General features: G+C 37.5%; 13 protein-coding genes. 2 read left to right on the forward strand and 11 right to left on the reverse strand.

Annotated features, from left to right (window positions below):
• Nucleotides 1-281: hypothetical protein (locus tag F6K54_RS24765; RefSeq protein ID WP_293083297.1), on the forward strand; the 281-nt coding region annotated here is incomplete at its 5' end.
• Nucleotides 282-300: 19 nt separating this feature from the next.
• Here F6K54_RS24765 and F6K54_RS24770 read toward each other — a convergent pair.
• On the reverse strand, nt 301-966 hold the full coding sequence (locus tag F6K54_RS24770; RefSeq protein WP_293083299.1) for a sugar transferase: 666 nt from the start codon (nt 964-966) through the stop codon (nt 301-303).
• On the opposite strand from F6K54_RS24770, the gene F6K54_RS24775 reads away from it, so the two are divergent.
• Nucleotides 945-1,091, forward strand: coding sequence for a hypothetical protein (locus tag F6K54_RS24775; RefSeq protein ID WP_293083302.1), 147 nt, complete (start codon nt 945-947; stop codon nt 1,089-1,091). The genes F6K54_RS24770 and F6K54_RS24775 overlap by 22 nt on opposite strands.
• Nucleotides 1,092-1,458: 367 nt before the next feature.
• On the opposite strand, the gene F6K54_RS24780 is transcribed toward F6K54_RS24775, so the two are convergent.
• From F6K54_RS24780 to F6K54_RS24825, 10 genes are all read right to left on the reverse strand, one after another.
• Complete coding sequence (locus tag F6K54_RS24780; protein WP_293083305.1) at nt 1,459-2,133, reverse strand: tetratricopeptide repeat protein; 675 nt, start codon at nt 2,131-2,133, stop codon at nt 1,459-1,461.
• 232 nt (nt 2,134-2,365) lie between these two features.
• Nucleotides 2,366-2,758, reverse strand: coding sequence for an element excision factor XisI family protein (locus F6K54_RS24785; RefSeq protein ID WP_366558231.1), 393 nt, complete (start codon nt 2,756-2,758; stop codon nt 2,366-2,368).
• A 45-nt stretch (nt 2,759-2,803) separates the two neighbouring features.
• On the reverse strand, nt 2,804-3,637 hold the full coding sequence (locus F6K54_RS24790; protein WP_293083310.1) for a PEP-CTERM sorting domain-containing protein: 834 nt from the start codon (nt 3,635-3,637) through the stop codon (nt 2,804-2,806).
• Between the two features lie 74 nt (nt 3,638-3,711).
• Nucleotides 3,712-5,610, reverse strand: a complete 1,899-nt coding sequence (locus F6K54_RS24795) for a PEP-CTERM sorting domain-containing protein (protein WP_293083313.1) — start codon at nt 5,608-5,610, stop codon at nt 3,712-3,714.
• Between the two features lie 110 nt (nt 5,611-5,720).
• Nucleotides 5,721-7,268: a PEP-CTERM sorting domain-containing protein gene (locus tag F6K54_RS24800; protein WP_293083316.1), complete on the reverse strand. Its 1,548-nt coding sequence runs from the start codon at nt 7,266-7,268 to the stop codon at nt 5,721-5,723.
• Between the two features lie 822 nt (nt 7,269-8,090).
• Entirely contained in the window at nt 8,091-8,651 is a 561-nt protein-coding gene (locus F6K54_RS24805) for a prepilin-type N-terminal cleavage/methylation domain-containing protein (RefSeq protein ID WP_293083319.1), read from the reverse strand.
• 863 nt (nt 8,652-9,514) lie between these two features.
• Nucleotides 9,515-12,859 carry a pentapeptide repeat-containing protein gene (locus F6K54_RS24810; protein ID WP_293083322.1) on the reverse strand — a complete coding sequence of 1,115 codons (3,345 nt, stop codon included), beginning with the start codon at nt 12,857-12,859 and terminating at the stop codon, nt 9,515-9,517.
• Nucleotides 12,860-13,030: a hypothetical protein gene (locus F6K54_RS24815; protein ID WP_293083325.1), complete on the reverse strand. Its 171-nt coding sequence runs from the start codon at nt 13,028-13,030 to the stop codon at nt 12,860-12,862.
• 1,697 nt (nt 13,031-14,727) lie between these two features.
• Nucleotides 14,728-14,892, reverse strand: a complete 165-nt coding sequence (locus tag F6K54_RS24820) for a hypothetical protein (protein WP_293083328.1) — start codon at nt 14,890-14,892, stop codon at nt 14,728-14,730.
• 36 nt (nt 14,893-14,928) lie between these two features.
• A complete protein-coding gene (locus F6K54_RS24825) occupies nt 14,929-15,036 on the reverse strand; it encodes a PD-(D/E)XK nuclease family transposase (protein WP_366558232.1) in 108 nt (35 codons plus the stop codon).
• Nucleotides 15,037-15,416: the final 380 nt, after the last annotated feature.

A 15,416-nucleotide genomic window follows, 5' to 3' on the forward strand; every position in this document is an offset into this window, starting at 1 on the left:
GTCAGGAGTCAGGAGTCAGGAGTCAGGAGGGAAGAAAGAAGAAGAAGGAGAAAGTTTTTTTATCACTAATTATCCGGACATTATATAAGATAGTGAATCTGAATTTCCTACGGAATGCTCCGCAAACAGAATTTAGAATTCTGAATTTCCTACGGAATGCTCCGCAAACAGAATTCAGAATTCAGAAGGGAAGAGAACTCAGAATTATTTCCGCTCTGGGTGAAGATGGAACATTTTTTTATACCGAATTAAACAGATTTGATATCAATTCTAAATTCTAAATTCTAAATTCTAAATTCTTTAACACGCACCAGATTTTTTTAATACTACCCAGATAGTTTTCCAAATTAATTGGAAGTCGTATGCAATAGACCATTTCTGCTGATATTTCAAATCCAGACGTACTACTTCTTCAAAGTCTTTAATATGAGAACGACCATTAGTCTGCCATTCTCCAGTAATTCCAGCTTTTACGTCTAATCTATGCCAGTGATGAGCTTTATAATTTTTGACTTCATCAATAGTAGGAGGGCGAGTTCCTACTAAGCTCATTTCTCCCTTGAGAACGTTCCAGAATTGAGGTAGTTCGTCTAAGCTAGTTTTGCGCAGAAAATTGCCTAGACGGGTGACTCTAGGGTCGTTATCATTTTTAAAGATGTTGCCATGAGCCTCATTTTTTACTAGATGTTTCAAGTTTTCTGCATCAACAACCATGGAACGAAATTTTATGATGCGGAAGGTTTTGCCTTGAAAACCACAGCGTACCTGGGTGTAAAATAATGGGCCGGGATTCTCTAATTGCATGAAAATGGCAATGGGAATGGCAACTATTGTGGTGATCGCTAATCCGACTAAAGCTCCCAAAATGTCAATCAAGCGTTTGGTTTTGCTGTTGACAGATGGATGAGTTGTTTGTTTATATAGATTAGCTGAGTAGTTTGGTTGTGAAATTACTAGAGAATTCATCTTTTAACAGAAGTAAGAAGGAAGAAGGAAGAAGGAAGAAGGAAGAAGGAAGAAGGAAGAAGGAAGAAGGAAGAAGGAAGAAGGAAGAAGGAAGAAGGAAGAAGGAAGAAGGAAGAAGGCTTTAGTTACAGCAGATTCCAAGTATATGAAGTACAGATATTAATAATTAAATCCTATCGAGTGCGAGCATCTTGCTCGCGCAGGTGTACCTCACTAAAGAAGAAGGAAGAAGGAAGAAGGCTTTAGTTACAGCAGATTCCAAGTATATGAAGTACAGATATTAATAATTAAATGTTTCCAGCCCGATCATCTTGCTCGCGAGGAAGCATCTTGCTCGCGCAGGTGTACCTCACTAAAGTGGAATCCGCTGTATCTACAAATAACAGGTAGATTAATCAATTGGGCGTTAGTTGTTTTTTTTCTTTCAAAACAGCTACGCTAACACTTTGTTATACCCAACCTAGCACCTAAAACCTACAACCTTCTTCCAACCTACAACCTACCACCTTCTTCAATTTTGGAGACGATCGCTTGTAATTGTTGTTGAGATTCAATATTTCCTTGCTGTTGATACAGTTCTGCTGCTTTGCGAAAGTCGGTGATCGCTTGTTGAATTTTTCCCTGTTGATAATAAATGTTTGCTCGGTTGGAATATATCTGAGGTAAGTCTGGTTGCAGTTTGATTACTTGCTCGTAGTCATTTAAGGCATTTTGGTGATTTTTGACTGCATGATGTATAGTAGCTCTATTTCCATAGATTTTGATTTTAGTACTGTCGTCGGTAGCAAATTCTAATGCTTTGTTGTAATCTGATAATGCACCTTTGAGGTCTGCTAGTCTTTGTTTGGCGTAAGCTCGATTATAATAAGCGTCTGCCATTTCGGGATTAATTTTTATGGCCTGGTTATAGTCTTTGAGTGCTTGTTCATAATTTTTTGCTTGGAAATGAGCGTTGGCGCGGTTATTGTACAACATGGCATCGTTGGGGTCTTTTTCAATGGCTTTGTTGTAATCAGTTAGTGCCCCTTGATAGTCTTTTTGGGCTACTTTTTCTACTGCGCGATCGTTAATAGCTTCTACTTCGGTGATTTTTTGGCAAGCTATGTTTAAGCTACTGAGGGTAGTAGCTATTGTGAGAATGAGAAGAGTTTTGTAGATTTTATTCATGATTTTTGTAGTTGGTAATTTGCCGCTACGCGGAAGTCAAAAGTCAAAAGTCAAAAGTCAAAAGTTAGAAGTAACGCACCGAAACCCTATATCTGTTGTCAGCTATTGGTAGGGTGTGTTAGCGGTAGCGTAACTGAGCGAAACCCTATATCTGTTGTCAGTGCGTAAGTCCTGAATTATTAACTGCAACATTTATATCTCAATAGAGCGATCGAAAATAAATCAGCTAATATTAGACAACGGGACACAAAGTATGTTGATGAATCTCTAGAGGGTGAAAAGCAAGTACAATTCTATCCTTCGGTACTCCAGCATCAAGAAGTTTACGTGTAAGACCATTTTCTATATCATCGTAGTGAATCCAAATTTTCTCATTGCGGATTTCAGCATGGGCAATAGTACCATATACACGGCGACCATCTTTCCATCCTTTATAGACTAATAGAAAATGATTACCATCTCTACTAACACTGGCGTATGTCTTCATATTATCATAGTGGTAAGGAAGAACGGCGTAGTATTGCCAGATTTTTATCAGTGTTTCATGCCACTTTTCGAGGTCTAAGAGTTGACTTGTAGTTTCCATTGAATAATTTTTTTTATTTGGATAGGGGTGAATAGTCATTTTGCTCGGCAACGTGTTTGCGTAGTATTCTGTAGGAATGTGTAATTAACTATGACGTTTGTATCTCAATAGAGCGATCGCTGTCATTCCTAGCATTGCCATTGCACTTGGTTCGGGAACTTTCTCTGGTTGCCCACCACCGCCTGGTGGGGTAGGTTCAGGAATAGGATCGGGTTCAGGACTAGGATCAGGTTTAGGACTAGGATCGGGTTCAGGACTAGGGTGTGGAGGAACTGGTTGAGCGACTTGAGCAAAAAAGTTGTCAAATCCTACCCCAATATTATTATTCTTTGTTCCTGTAAATTCTAATAGCACAGAAGAAATATCTGCACTGAGATTTTCAAATAACCAAGGAGTGGCTACTCCATCACCAGTATTGTTATATCTGGGACCGGAAGTGAAGACTTCCCAATCTAACAGGTTATTAGAAATATCAAATGCTTTAACTGTCCATTCTTCAGTTCTTGAATTTCTATTTCTCTGGTCAATATCTAAAATCTCACCAGATGCAATTGACACGGGTTGAGCGTATTCAATGAATAGAGATTTCGGTCTTTCCTTTCCTCCATCGTCATCGGTTATAAAGAAATTACCGTTTGCTGCGCTTATAGGTCTATCCTTACGTGTTCCGTTATTTGTTGTGAACCCAGTCTTCTTAGGTCCACCAACTTCAGCCAACACAGGAAACCCTCCCCCTATTAGACTAAAAGTCATGCCATAGTCATTTAGAAATTGATTGTGAATTGGCATCCCCTCATACCAGTTAGGTATGCTTTCAAAGCCAAGAGTTGCTGCCTGAGCGGATTGAGATGTAGCAATTCCCAGAAAAAGGGAAGTAGTCAGTCCAAGATATCTTGAACAAGTATTGAATAATTTCATAACTTTACGTTAATAAACAAAAAGTGGTTGAGAGGCGATCGCTCAATTTGACTAAAAAGGGCGATTATATGTGATTAACTACGACGACGTTTATAACCCAATAAAGCGATCGCTGTTACTCCTAGCATGGCCATTGTACTAGGTTCAGGAACTGGCTCCGGTTCGACAGGTGGAGTTGGTTGAGGCAATAACTTAGCATTGATACTAGAATTAAAAATGTTATCCGCTGGATTCAAAAATGCACCAGTAATTCCTGCCCCAACTTCCGCAGCAAATAGAGCAATAGGTTCATCTCCTCCTGTAGAATTAATAGTCTGAGTTGCCACGGCATTCCTAGCAGAAAAACCTCTGGCAATAGTCGTGTCAAAATTAACAGGAGAATATTCTGTAACCCGATAAGAATCTTCAGCAAATAATCGTTTGGACTGCTCTACACCAGTATTTTGCTCAAAAATCCGGAAGTCAGCATCAGGATCTTCACTAATAGGTGTGCGAAGAATATTTGCTATCCCGAAACCATAGTCATTTCCAGAATCAGGGGTGCCAATAGGGTTACCATTAACATCCAGGAGATTCCAATTGAAAGAAATTAGTTCTCCTTCATCGAAATCATCTACTGTGATTACGAAACCATCTAAAACATTATTACCATCATCAACGGTCTCCCAGTCAGCAACTTCAGGAGTACCAAAGAAAGGGTTCGAGTGCCCTACAACTTCACAACCAGGAACTAAAGCGCAAGCATCGGGAGTGTTTCTCGGCCCAACACCAAGCAAGTCACGGTTTGGTATTGATCCGTTGACAGAGGTATTAGAGTCAAACTGACTGGCATCCCATTGAATTGCTGTTTTAGTTGATTGCACTACTTTACTACTATTGGCCAATAGTAGATTTCCCGGTAGGGGTTCTGCATCAGGACCGTTAGGACGACCGTTATTATCAACTCCTGCACCTGCAAAAGAGGGTCTTTCGTCGATGATGGGGAAAAAATCTGTTCCTTCATTGAGGGCAATACGAACCCCAGCAGCAGGTTTGTCTGACCAGTTGAGAACTTCAAAAGCTAGTTGAAATTTATCTCCTTCTGGATCGTCTTCTACAGCTTTAATATCAGTGAATCGGAAGTGGTAGACTGGAGGTTGTTTCGTTTCCGGTGCCTGCTGTTGCTGAATATCTCGGACGTTGATGTCAATAAATGCGTTTGTGAAAGAGGTTGTAGTTAAACCACCAGTTCGTAGTTGGTTCAAGTTCCATGCTGCACCACCATTGGCAAGAGCTAAGTCTACATAATCTGGTTTAGTATTCTCAAAACTACTGGTAACGACACCATTTAGGGATGGAAGTTGGGTCGTTGTGTATCCACCTATACCGTCAGCAATATAAGCATTTGCTTCAGAGTTTACTCCAATAGCATTATTTACAAAGTTGGCGTTGATTATAGCATTCAATAAAATATCATCTTGAGTGTCTTCAGTTCCTCGCTGTAACCCTGCTAGGATATCGGTGGAATTGAGACTAGGGTTGCCATTATCTCGGTCTTCGTCTGTCACCAGGATGAAGCTAACAGCAGCATCTTCCCGAAAGGTATAGTTATTCAGAGCAAAGTCAATGGCAGAATAACCATCTTCAAAACTGCCAGATACGAGTAAGTTATTCGTTGCAGTGGCAAATTCAGCAGAAGTTCCAAAATTGGCTCCACCTACAGGGACAGAACGCCCCAAGTAATCCGGGCGATTACTACCAAATCCAACAAGACCAAAGCGTTGGCCTGTGAGACCTTGAGTTTGCAGAACTGCATCTAGCTGCGGAATCATGGTGCCGATCCATTCTTGCTCGCCCAACATAGAATTGGATTCATCAATGAGAACGACTACATCAGCGCTTTGTAAGGTAGCGGCGGTTGCAGCAGGAGATCCTGCAATCAGGAAAGCTAGGTGAAAAGTCCCAATTTGTAAGTATGGGTCTTTTAGGTTCATTAGTTTTGTCCTTTTTAGGTTTGAAATAGCGGTCAGCGGTCAGTTATCAGCTATCAGCTTCTCAAGGTCTAATGTAGGAGTGTTTTGAAAACCCCTACATATGTATGTGATTAACTACGACGCTGACGTTTGTAACCAAATAAGGCCATCGCTGTTAAACCTAGCATTGCCATTGTGCTTGGTTCAGGCACAGACTCTGGTTGTGTGCCATCGCCTGGTGGGTTAGGGTCAGGAATAGGATCGGGAATAGGATTAGGGTTGGGATTAGGGTTAGGGTTGGGATTAGGATTAGGGTTGGGATTAGGATTAGGGTTGGGATTAGGATTAGGGTTGGGATTAGGATTAGGGTTGGGATTAGGATTAGGGTTGGGATTAGGATTAGGGTTGGGATTAGGATTAGGGTTGGGATTAGGGTTAGGGTTGGGATTAGGATTAGGGTTAGGGTTGGGATTAGGATTAGGATTAGGATTAGGGTTGGGATTAGGATTAGGGTTGGGATTAGGATTAGGATTAGGGTTGGGATTAGGATTAGGATTAGGATTAGGGTTGGGTTGCGAATTATCAACTAACTGAGCATTAATAGCAGAACCAAAAATATTATCCGCTGGATTCAAAAACGCACCAGTAATTCCTGCACCAAACTCTGCTGCAAACATAGCAATAAGTTCGCCATTAGTTTCAGTCGCTACCGCATTCGCAGCAGACAAACCACCTGTAGTTGTTGTGTCATAAGCGACAGGAGAAAATTCCGTAACGTTATAGGACTCTTCAGCAAATAATCGATTAGAGCGTTCAACACCAGTATTCTGCTCGAAGATCCGGAACTCAGAATCAGGGTCTGCGTTGATAGGTTTGCGGGCAATATTAACTGTCCCGAAACCATAGTCGTTCCCAATACCACCAGGCATACCAATAGGGTTGCCATTAACATCAAGGAGATTCCAGTTAAAAGAAAGTGCCTCTTGTTCGTCAAAATCATCTACTGTGATGACAAAACCATCTAAAACATTATTACCATTATCAACGGTCTCCCAGTCAGCAACTTGAGGAGTACCAAAGAAAGGATTAGGGTGGCCGACAACTTGACAACCAGGAACTAAAGCGCAAGCAGCAGGAGTATTGTTTGGTCCAACACCAAGCAAGTCACGGTTTGGTATTGGTCCGCTGACAAAGGTATTAAAGTTTGACTGAACAGCACTCCATTGAATTGCTGTCTCAGTTGATTCTACTACTTGACCACTGTTGTTAAACAGTTGATTTCCTGGTAGAGGGTCTGCATCTGGACCATTAGGACGACCGTTGGGATCAATACCTGCACCTGCAAAAGAGGGTGCTATACCATCGACGACAAAAGCGTTAGTTCCTTCGTTCATCGCAATACGGACGCCTGAAGCAGCTTGGTTGGACCAGTTGAGAACTTCAAAAGCAATTTGAAATTTATCTCCTTCTGGATCGTCTTCCACTGCCTTAATATCAGTGAACCGGAAACAGAAGACTGGGGGTAATTTTGTGTCAGGCGGTGGAGCAGGTGGTGGATCTGCTAGGGCAGTTTTGACTCCGATGCCACAAGTAGAAGCGATCGCTACTAATACTGCTTGACTTAAACTACTTAAGTGATGAATAGGAGTTTGAGTAGTTCTGATTTTTCTGAGTGACATTTGTTGTTCCTCATTAATTAGTATGTCTGAAGCAGTGAATGGCCATAAAAACTAACCTCTCTTTTCTGCTTCTAATTAACTCTTTGGGGAGGAAACTCAGAACTATGCTAGTTAAATATTTTATTTTAGATAGTTATTTCTTATGTATTTTCACGATTAATATAAACATTACTTACGTATAACCACTTACGTATAACTACATATATATAGTAGGGAGCAGGAAAGAATTGGGATAAGTATAAGGATTTTCACTAGGGGTGAGGTACCCTTTAGATGGGGGGATGGGGAGATAGGGAGATGGGGGGAAAAAGCCTCTAATTAGGGCTTGCTGAAAAAGTCTGATGGTGATGATAGGCAACAGGGAACAGCTCCGAAAGGCAACAGTTTAGACTATCTGCTACGGCCAAATTTTCGGCATTTTCAGGGGAAAAGTATTAGCGTTTTGAGGCTACAACAGCCAAAAACATTGCACTTTTTTAGAACAAAAAACTCTGAAAGCTTTTACAAGTAGTTATTACAGTTTTATTCAGCAAGCCCTAATTAAATAGATTTACTCTCCCGGAATACCTATTGAACGGCTAACACATAACTTCTATCTTTTGTCAAGTTTTATGTTAAGAAAAATGTTTATAAAACATAGCTTAAAAAGGGGGACTTCCGGTTTACCCCATACTGAATAAAAGCGATCGCTTACCCCTTTATTAAAAAATTACCTCTGTAAGTCCTCTCTTCCCCTCCTGGGAGGGGCGAGGGGTGGGTTGACTCCTACCCTCACCCATAAGACTTTTTCAGCAAACTCTAAGCATTCAACCGGACATGGTATTATTTACAATGTTTGTCTAATTCCTCTTGTATATCCTCCGATGAAACGGATAGTAATTTTGGCAATATATCGCTTAAAAATTCCTGATAATAAGCTTCACATTTCATTCTGTTGACCTTACTATCTTTGATATATATAATTTCTGCATAAGATTTAATAGTTGGATTGTCAATTAAAGCTACTTGAATTGCTATTTCATCATTAATAAATGGTATGCCATAGAAATAGTTTTGTGTTTTGTGTGAAAAACCAAGTATCTTCAAAAGAAAATTCTCATTATTAAGTTTATCTTTTGGCGGAAAAGATTCAAACCCATTTAAGTTTTTTTGAAATTGATTATCTTCGGTATGGTTAATAATTTGTTCCTCAGTGATACTGTCTATGTAAGTAATTGCTTCGACTTGTTTTGCTTTGCTCACTAGATTTAAAAATGAAACTAAACCAATACTTGACAAAATTCCAATAATAATAATCACGACTAACAACTCAATTAAAGTAAATCCTTGAGTGTTTTTTCGGTTGTTTAAACGCTGTAAAAAAAAACGAGATAAATTATTCATTGTTCCTCTAATGTAATAAGTTAACAAATTTGTTCAAGGCTTAGTTCAACAATTAATAATTAGGCTTTGCTGAAAAAGTCTTTTTAAGGAGTAGGGGAGCGGGTTCTTGAGGACACGCAGAGGGGGAGACGGGGAGACGCGGAGACGCGGAGATAGGCTGTCACCGACACGCCGCGTCCGGTGTGTCTCCGTTTCCTCATAGGGGAGTAGGGGAGAATTTTTTTGCCCAACTATGCGCTAAAAATGCACTCCTTTTTTGAGTATGAAGAGCTGAAAACCATATACTTTTTCAATAGCTAAAAAGGCTAAAACCTTTACCTGGTAATTATTTTAGATTTAATCAGCAAACCCTAATTAGGGTTAGGAGACAACCTACCCCTCGCCCCTCCCCCTCCTGGGAGGCAGGGCTGTTTCATTCTCAATAGACGCGGGGACACGGAGACACGGAGACACGGGGATAGAGGCTTTTAAGCGACGTTGAACCAAATATTCTCTCAGAGCTTAAAGACGCCTATTAGCTGAAAAATAGGCAAATTTTGGTAAATTTCCCTATTCTCCTATCCCCATTACTCCCATTCTCCCGCTCATGGTTAACTTGCGATACTTTGAAACAGCCCTGCCTCCTGGGAGGGGAAGACAGGAGAAATGGGAATGAGCGAGGAGGTAGGAGCTAAGTTTTGTCCCAAGATTTTCCTGCTGAATGCTGACGATAAAATTCTGTATTTCATGGTGCATCTCAATTATGCAATAAGCAAAAATACTCAGAGAAGTATTGATATCAAATCCGGTTAAACAGTTATAGATTAGAATTCTGAATTCTGAATTCTGAATTCAGGAGAAGTCTGAGATGCACCCGTACTTGATCAACTAGGAAACTGCTGTAAAAAGTAAGTTAACAATTGTTCCACAGCTCCATCCATCAGATTAGCAGCGGGATATTCGGCAACAATACCTCTTAATATTCTGATGGCTGATTTCACAGAATATTGATTTTCTTGACTGGTAAATTCTCCTAATTCTGCTAAGATTTCTACTTGTTTTAAAGCTTCTGTTTTATCTGCTGGAGTCAACCGTGTTTCTGCTTCTATTGCCAACTCTAAATTTGTCAAAATTTCGGCAAAATTAGGTTGATAAATCCCATGTAAACTTTGCCAACTAGGAGGAGCTTCTGCGGGATTTTGACAAATAACTGGCAACCAACTCGCACCAGGAAATTTATCTTCCATTACTTGTAATTTTTCCCTCGCTTCTCGCACGGAAATATATAGAGATTTACCACTAGCAAATAATTGCATAAAATTCTGGAAAAATTCCTGGGCAACTAAGTCTGGAACTGGTTTTTGCATAACAATAATTGCGGGGATATGTAGTCGAGTGAGTTGTCTGGCTAAACCTAATCCATCACAAGAATTGAAAATCGCTAATTTTAGACCTTTCTTAATAGTTTTTACTAGGGAATTTTCTAATTCTTCAATTGTCATTTTTATTTCATTTCCTAAACAAAAAGAACCAGTACTCCCATCTTTTTTACTTTGACTATGACCAGAAAAACAAAGAATATCCCAACCTTTTTCATCGCATAACTTTTTATCTAGTTCTTGGCGACTTGGTTGGACTAAGGAAACAATTTCTGCTTCCCTGGAGAGACTAGATAAAGATTTTTTATCTGCCTCAACATTTATGCCTTTTTCATCTCCAAAAATTGCTAAGATGCGGATTTTTTCCCGAGCAATATTTAACTTTTCTACTCGGTTTGCTTCTGGCAGAGCTATGGCAGTTTCTGCCAATTGATAATCTGAGAAAAAATGCCATAGGTGCCAGGGAAGGCGTTGGATTAAATTATCTTCAGATTGAATAATTAATCGGACTTTATCTGAAGGCTTAATTTTAGTTCGTAGTTGATTTTCTATTCGAGCAAAACTGGGACAACTTAACCAATTATTGATCAGCGATCGCCACTTTTTCTCTAATTCTTGAATCTGAGTAATTGTTTGTTTTACATCTTTTATGGAAACATTTGTCTTCTGGTTTTTTTTGATTTTGATTCTAGAGGGCAAGCTGAAATTTTGATACAATTCTGTTAATTTTTGATATTTTTGGCTCCACTGTTGATAGAGTTGATAAATTTCTAAGTTTGAGGGTAAGTTACTGGTAATATCCATGGGCAAAGGATGACCATCTGACCAGATATAGGCTTTAATTCTGGTAAAACCTTTTATCAAGCTCCCTCCTTCAAAATTGAGAATAACTAATTTTTCTCTGGTGATGGTATTGGCAGATGTTTGGGTTTTTAATATCTGATTCATCAAGAACATTCGATATTCAGTTTCTTCAGTTTTTCGACGGTAGAGACTTACTTGTTTTTCTATTCCTGCTAACTGTTGCTGATATTTTTCTTCTAATGCTATGACAGTTTCATCATAGATTTGTAGAAATTTCTGATGAATTTTTTCTTTGTTAGTTTCTGGGGGGACGTCGATTTTTACTACTATTACTCCATCGCCTTTGTTTTCCATAGATTTAATTTCCATCGGAATGCCTTGATTTTCTACTTGCACCTTTTGAAAGGAGGAGGTAAAGGCTTTGGCATCTACTCCATTTCGGAATATTAAATCTACGGTATTTAGGACTTCTTGGAATAATTTTGTAAAGTCTCCTTTTTGGAAATATCCACTACTGGGGCGACGTTCTCTATCGTCTGTTTCTGGTTTTGGTTTCTCTAATAAATAGATATATTTTGATTCCACATTATCGAGGATAGTAGTGTGGTCGATATTCCAAGCTTCTAGGCAAGTTCCTGACATTTGAGCGGTGGTAAAGTTAGTGCCTATTGCTAATGTTTCGGTTAAATTTGCGTTGTTTAAGTTGGCAGTTTGTAGGGAAGATTCGCTTAAGTCGGCAAGTTTGAAATTGGCATTACTCAGGTTGGCACTTATCAGGTTTGCTCCTCTTAAGTTTGCTCCTATATATTGTTTATCTCTGCCGTCTCCAGTTATTAATAATTCTCTGACTTTTGGGTTATTTAATATTGTTGTTTCGACTCTGGCAAATTTTAAATATTTGGTTTGTCGCCAGAGTGTTCGGGTGGTATTAGCAAATCGGAAATCTGTACTTTTAAGGATGGCATGACTAAAGTCGGCATCGGTTAAGTTAGCGTCTTTAAAATTGGTGCCTCCTAGAGTTCCAATGGCAACAGCTAATCGGAGGATAAAAAGATTTTTTGCGTCTTCAGTTAAGACTTTCTTGGCAAAATGTTGAGCTATTAATATTAGGGTGATACAAAGAGCTATACGTAGGATAGTAATCATCCACGGAGTGGTAGAATTTCTAAAATAGTGAGCAATAGTACCTCCTCCAGCAATTACTGCTAAAATTCCCGCTACTGCTCTCTTTGCTAACCATTTTTCAGCAATAATTTCAGCTAAAACTACGGCTAAACTGAGAGCTAAAATTAATACAAATATTCCCACTATACAGATAATCAAAGTGATAATTACAGCTACAATAGGATTCACATCCCCGTCACTATTTAACCAAATAGCAATACTTTCGACTATTTCACCATCTCTGAACATTCTTAATCTTCCTAATAACCAAACAATCCAATTTGGTGCTTCTGAAATTCTGAAAAAACGGAAAAATTTATCAACATTTTTCTCGCTAGTTCCTAAACCTCCAAGTATTGGAATTATTAGCACCATTAGAGAAACTATATAAAATAAATATTTTATTGTTTCTACAATTCCTTGACGAATAGTAATTACTAATAAACCAATATTGACAAGTTCTATAAAGATGAAAATGGCTGCACCGAGATAATTTAGTTTCTGAGTGACATAACTTAGTTCATACGATTTATTAGTAAGAAATTTGCTAGGAAGATAGGCTGCAATAAATGCTCCGAAACTTGCAGTTAAAAATAAGATAGCTGTAATAATTAATAGTCTAATAACCTGAGATTTTGTTAATCCTGCTAAAGCATAATTGAACTTAGCACCCGTAAGATTTGCTCCAGTAAAATCTGCTCCTCTTATATCAGCATAAGAAAAGTCTTGATTAGTCAAATCTTGATTTTTAAATGAACGACCTTGAAGATTTCTCCGTGGTCGTCTGGATGTATTAATTAACATTAAATTCACCTCTGAAAAATTAAGTGATTCTTTTTTATCCCCCAAGAAATAAATTTCTTGGCTCACAGCAGAAGTCATCTAAATATGACTAATAGCTGTTAATTGATAACTGTTAACTGATAACTGATAACTGATAACTGAAATGTTGTCGTCTGGATGTATTATTAACATTAAATTTACCTCTGAAAAATTAAGTAATTCTTTGTTATCCCCCAAGAAATAAATTTCTTGGCTCACAGCAGAAGTCATCTAAATATGACTAATAGCTGTTAATTGATAACTGTTAACTGATAACTGATAACTGATAACTGAAATGTTGTTGTCTGGATGTATTATTAACATTAAATTCACCTCTGAAAAATTAAGTGATTCTTTTTTATCCCCCAAGAAATAAATTTCTTAGCTCACAGCAGAAGTCATCTAAATATGACTAATAGCTGTTAATTGATAACTGTTAACTGATAACTGATAACTGATAACTGAAATGTTGTTGTCTGGACATATTAATTAATATTAAATTTATTCCTGAAAGTTTAAGTAATTCTTTGTTATCCCCCAAGAAATTTATTTATTGACTCACAGGAGAAGTCATCTAAAGATGACGAATAACAGTTAATTGATAACTGATAACTGTAAAGACCTTGATAATTTTTGCCTTGTCCTCTGGACATATTAATTAATATTAAATTTATTCCTGAAAGTTTAAGTAATTATTTGTTATCCGCCAAGAAATTTATTTCTTAGCTAACAGGAGAAGCCATCTAAAGATGACGAATAACAGTTAATTGATAACTGATAACTGTAAAGACCTTGATAATTTTTGCCTTGTCCTCTGGACATATTAATTAATATTAAATTTATTCCTGAAAGTTTAAGTAATTATTTGTTATCCGCCAAGAAATTTATTTCTTAGCTAACAGGAGAAGCCATCTAAAGATGACTAATAACGGTTAATTGATAACTGATAACTGGTAACTGATAACTGAAATGACGCTCATAATTTATTTTTAAATTTTCCTACAATATATACGTTTTTATGCTTATCTTTAGTTTTTTTTTACAAATGATTTTTCTGCCATAGTCAGTCCAAAAATCTAAATTTTTGGCCGCTCAAACTTAAAAATTTGCACTTTAGAAGTAATTTATTAATTATTAATTTCTGTTAACATAGTTCCTCTATAGGAAGCTAGCTGAGTGATTTTTTTCTTTTTAAATATTCCCTATTCCCTATTCCCTGCTATATGAATGAATTAACATTATATTTACCTCTGAAAAATTAATTAGAGTTATCTAAGCCCCCACGCATCCCCGAAAATTGGGGGAATTTTAGAAGCAAATTGACTCTTGTTCCCCCCAAAGTTGGGGGGTTAGGGTGGCAAAATTCAGTGATTTTTTTTCTTTCCAAATGTTCTCTATTACCTAATAAGAAAAGTCTTGATTAGTCAAATCTTGATTTTTAAATGAACGATTTTGGAGATTTCTGCGTGGTTGTTTGGATGTATTAATTAACATTATATTTACCTCTGAAAGTTTAAGTAATTATTTGTCATCCGCTTCATCCGCCAATAAATTTATTTATTGGCTCATAGCAGAAGTCATCTAAAGATGACTAAAGAGAGTTGATTTTTTCTGACTCATTAATCAGATTTGATATAAGGATTAGACTCAATCCTTAAAGTTTAAGTAGAGTCATCTTTAGATGACTTAAACTATTAGCCAAGGATTTCAATCCTTGGCATTAGATGACTAAAGAGAGTTGATTTTTTCTGACTCATTAATCAGATTTGATATAAGGATTAGACTCAATCCTTAAAGTTTAAGTAGAGTCATCTTTAGATGACTTAAACTATTAGCCAAGGATTTCAATCCTTGGCATTAGATAACTAAAGAGAGTTGATTTTTTCTGACTCATTAATCAGACTTGATATAAGGATTAGACTCAATCCTTAAAGTTTAAGTAGAGTCATCTTTAGATAACTTAAACTATTAGCCAATAATTTCAATCCTTGGCTTGTCATTAGATGACTAATAACTGTTAACTGAAATCCCTGATAACTGATAACTGTTAACTGATAACTGTAAAGTGGTTGTTTGGATAAATGATTTAGCATTAGATACACTCCTGAAAAATTAAGTAGAAAATTTATTTATTGGGTTAACTGATGATTGATAAAGCTAATGAAAATGTTTGTACTCTGTTCTGAACTGAAAATTTTTTTAAAGGCATAATCTACCTTGGGATTGGTAAATTTCATGTAAGCATTCAGCTATTAGCAGTCAGCACTTCAGCAACAAGAGTGTTTCTTTTAAATACAGTGTTTAAATTAAAATAGACTTTAAGGGCAAGGGAGGCAACTTTTTTAGTAAGACAATTAAATATTGCTTTTCTCCTAAACTAAAAGCACAATAGCTGATAGCTGATGGCTGACGGCTGAATGCTTACAATTTCATAGTAATTTTTCTCCTTTGATAATTAATAAAGGTATATTACTGGCGGGCAAGATGCCTGCACTGGAATGACGGAGAAATTTCTGCGGAATTTTGACAAATAACTGGCAACCAACTTGCACCAGGAAATTTATCTTCCATTATTTGTAATTTTTCCCTCGCTTCTCTGACTGAAATATATAGAGAT

It is taken from the genome of Okeania sp. SIO3B5 (assembly GCF_010692555.1).
Taxonomy (GTDB): domain Bacteria; phylum Cyanobacteriota; class Cyanobacteriia; order Cyanobacteriales; family Microcoleaceae; genus Okeania.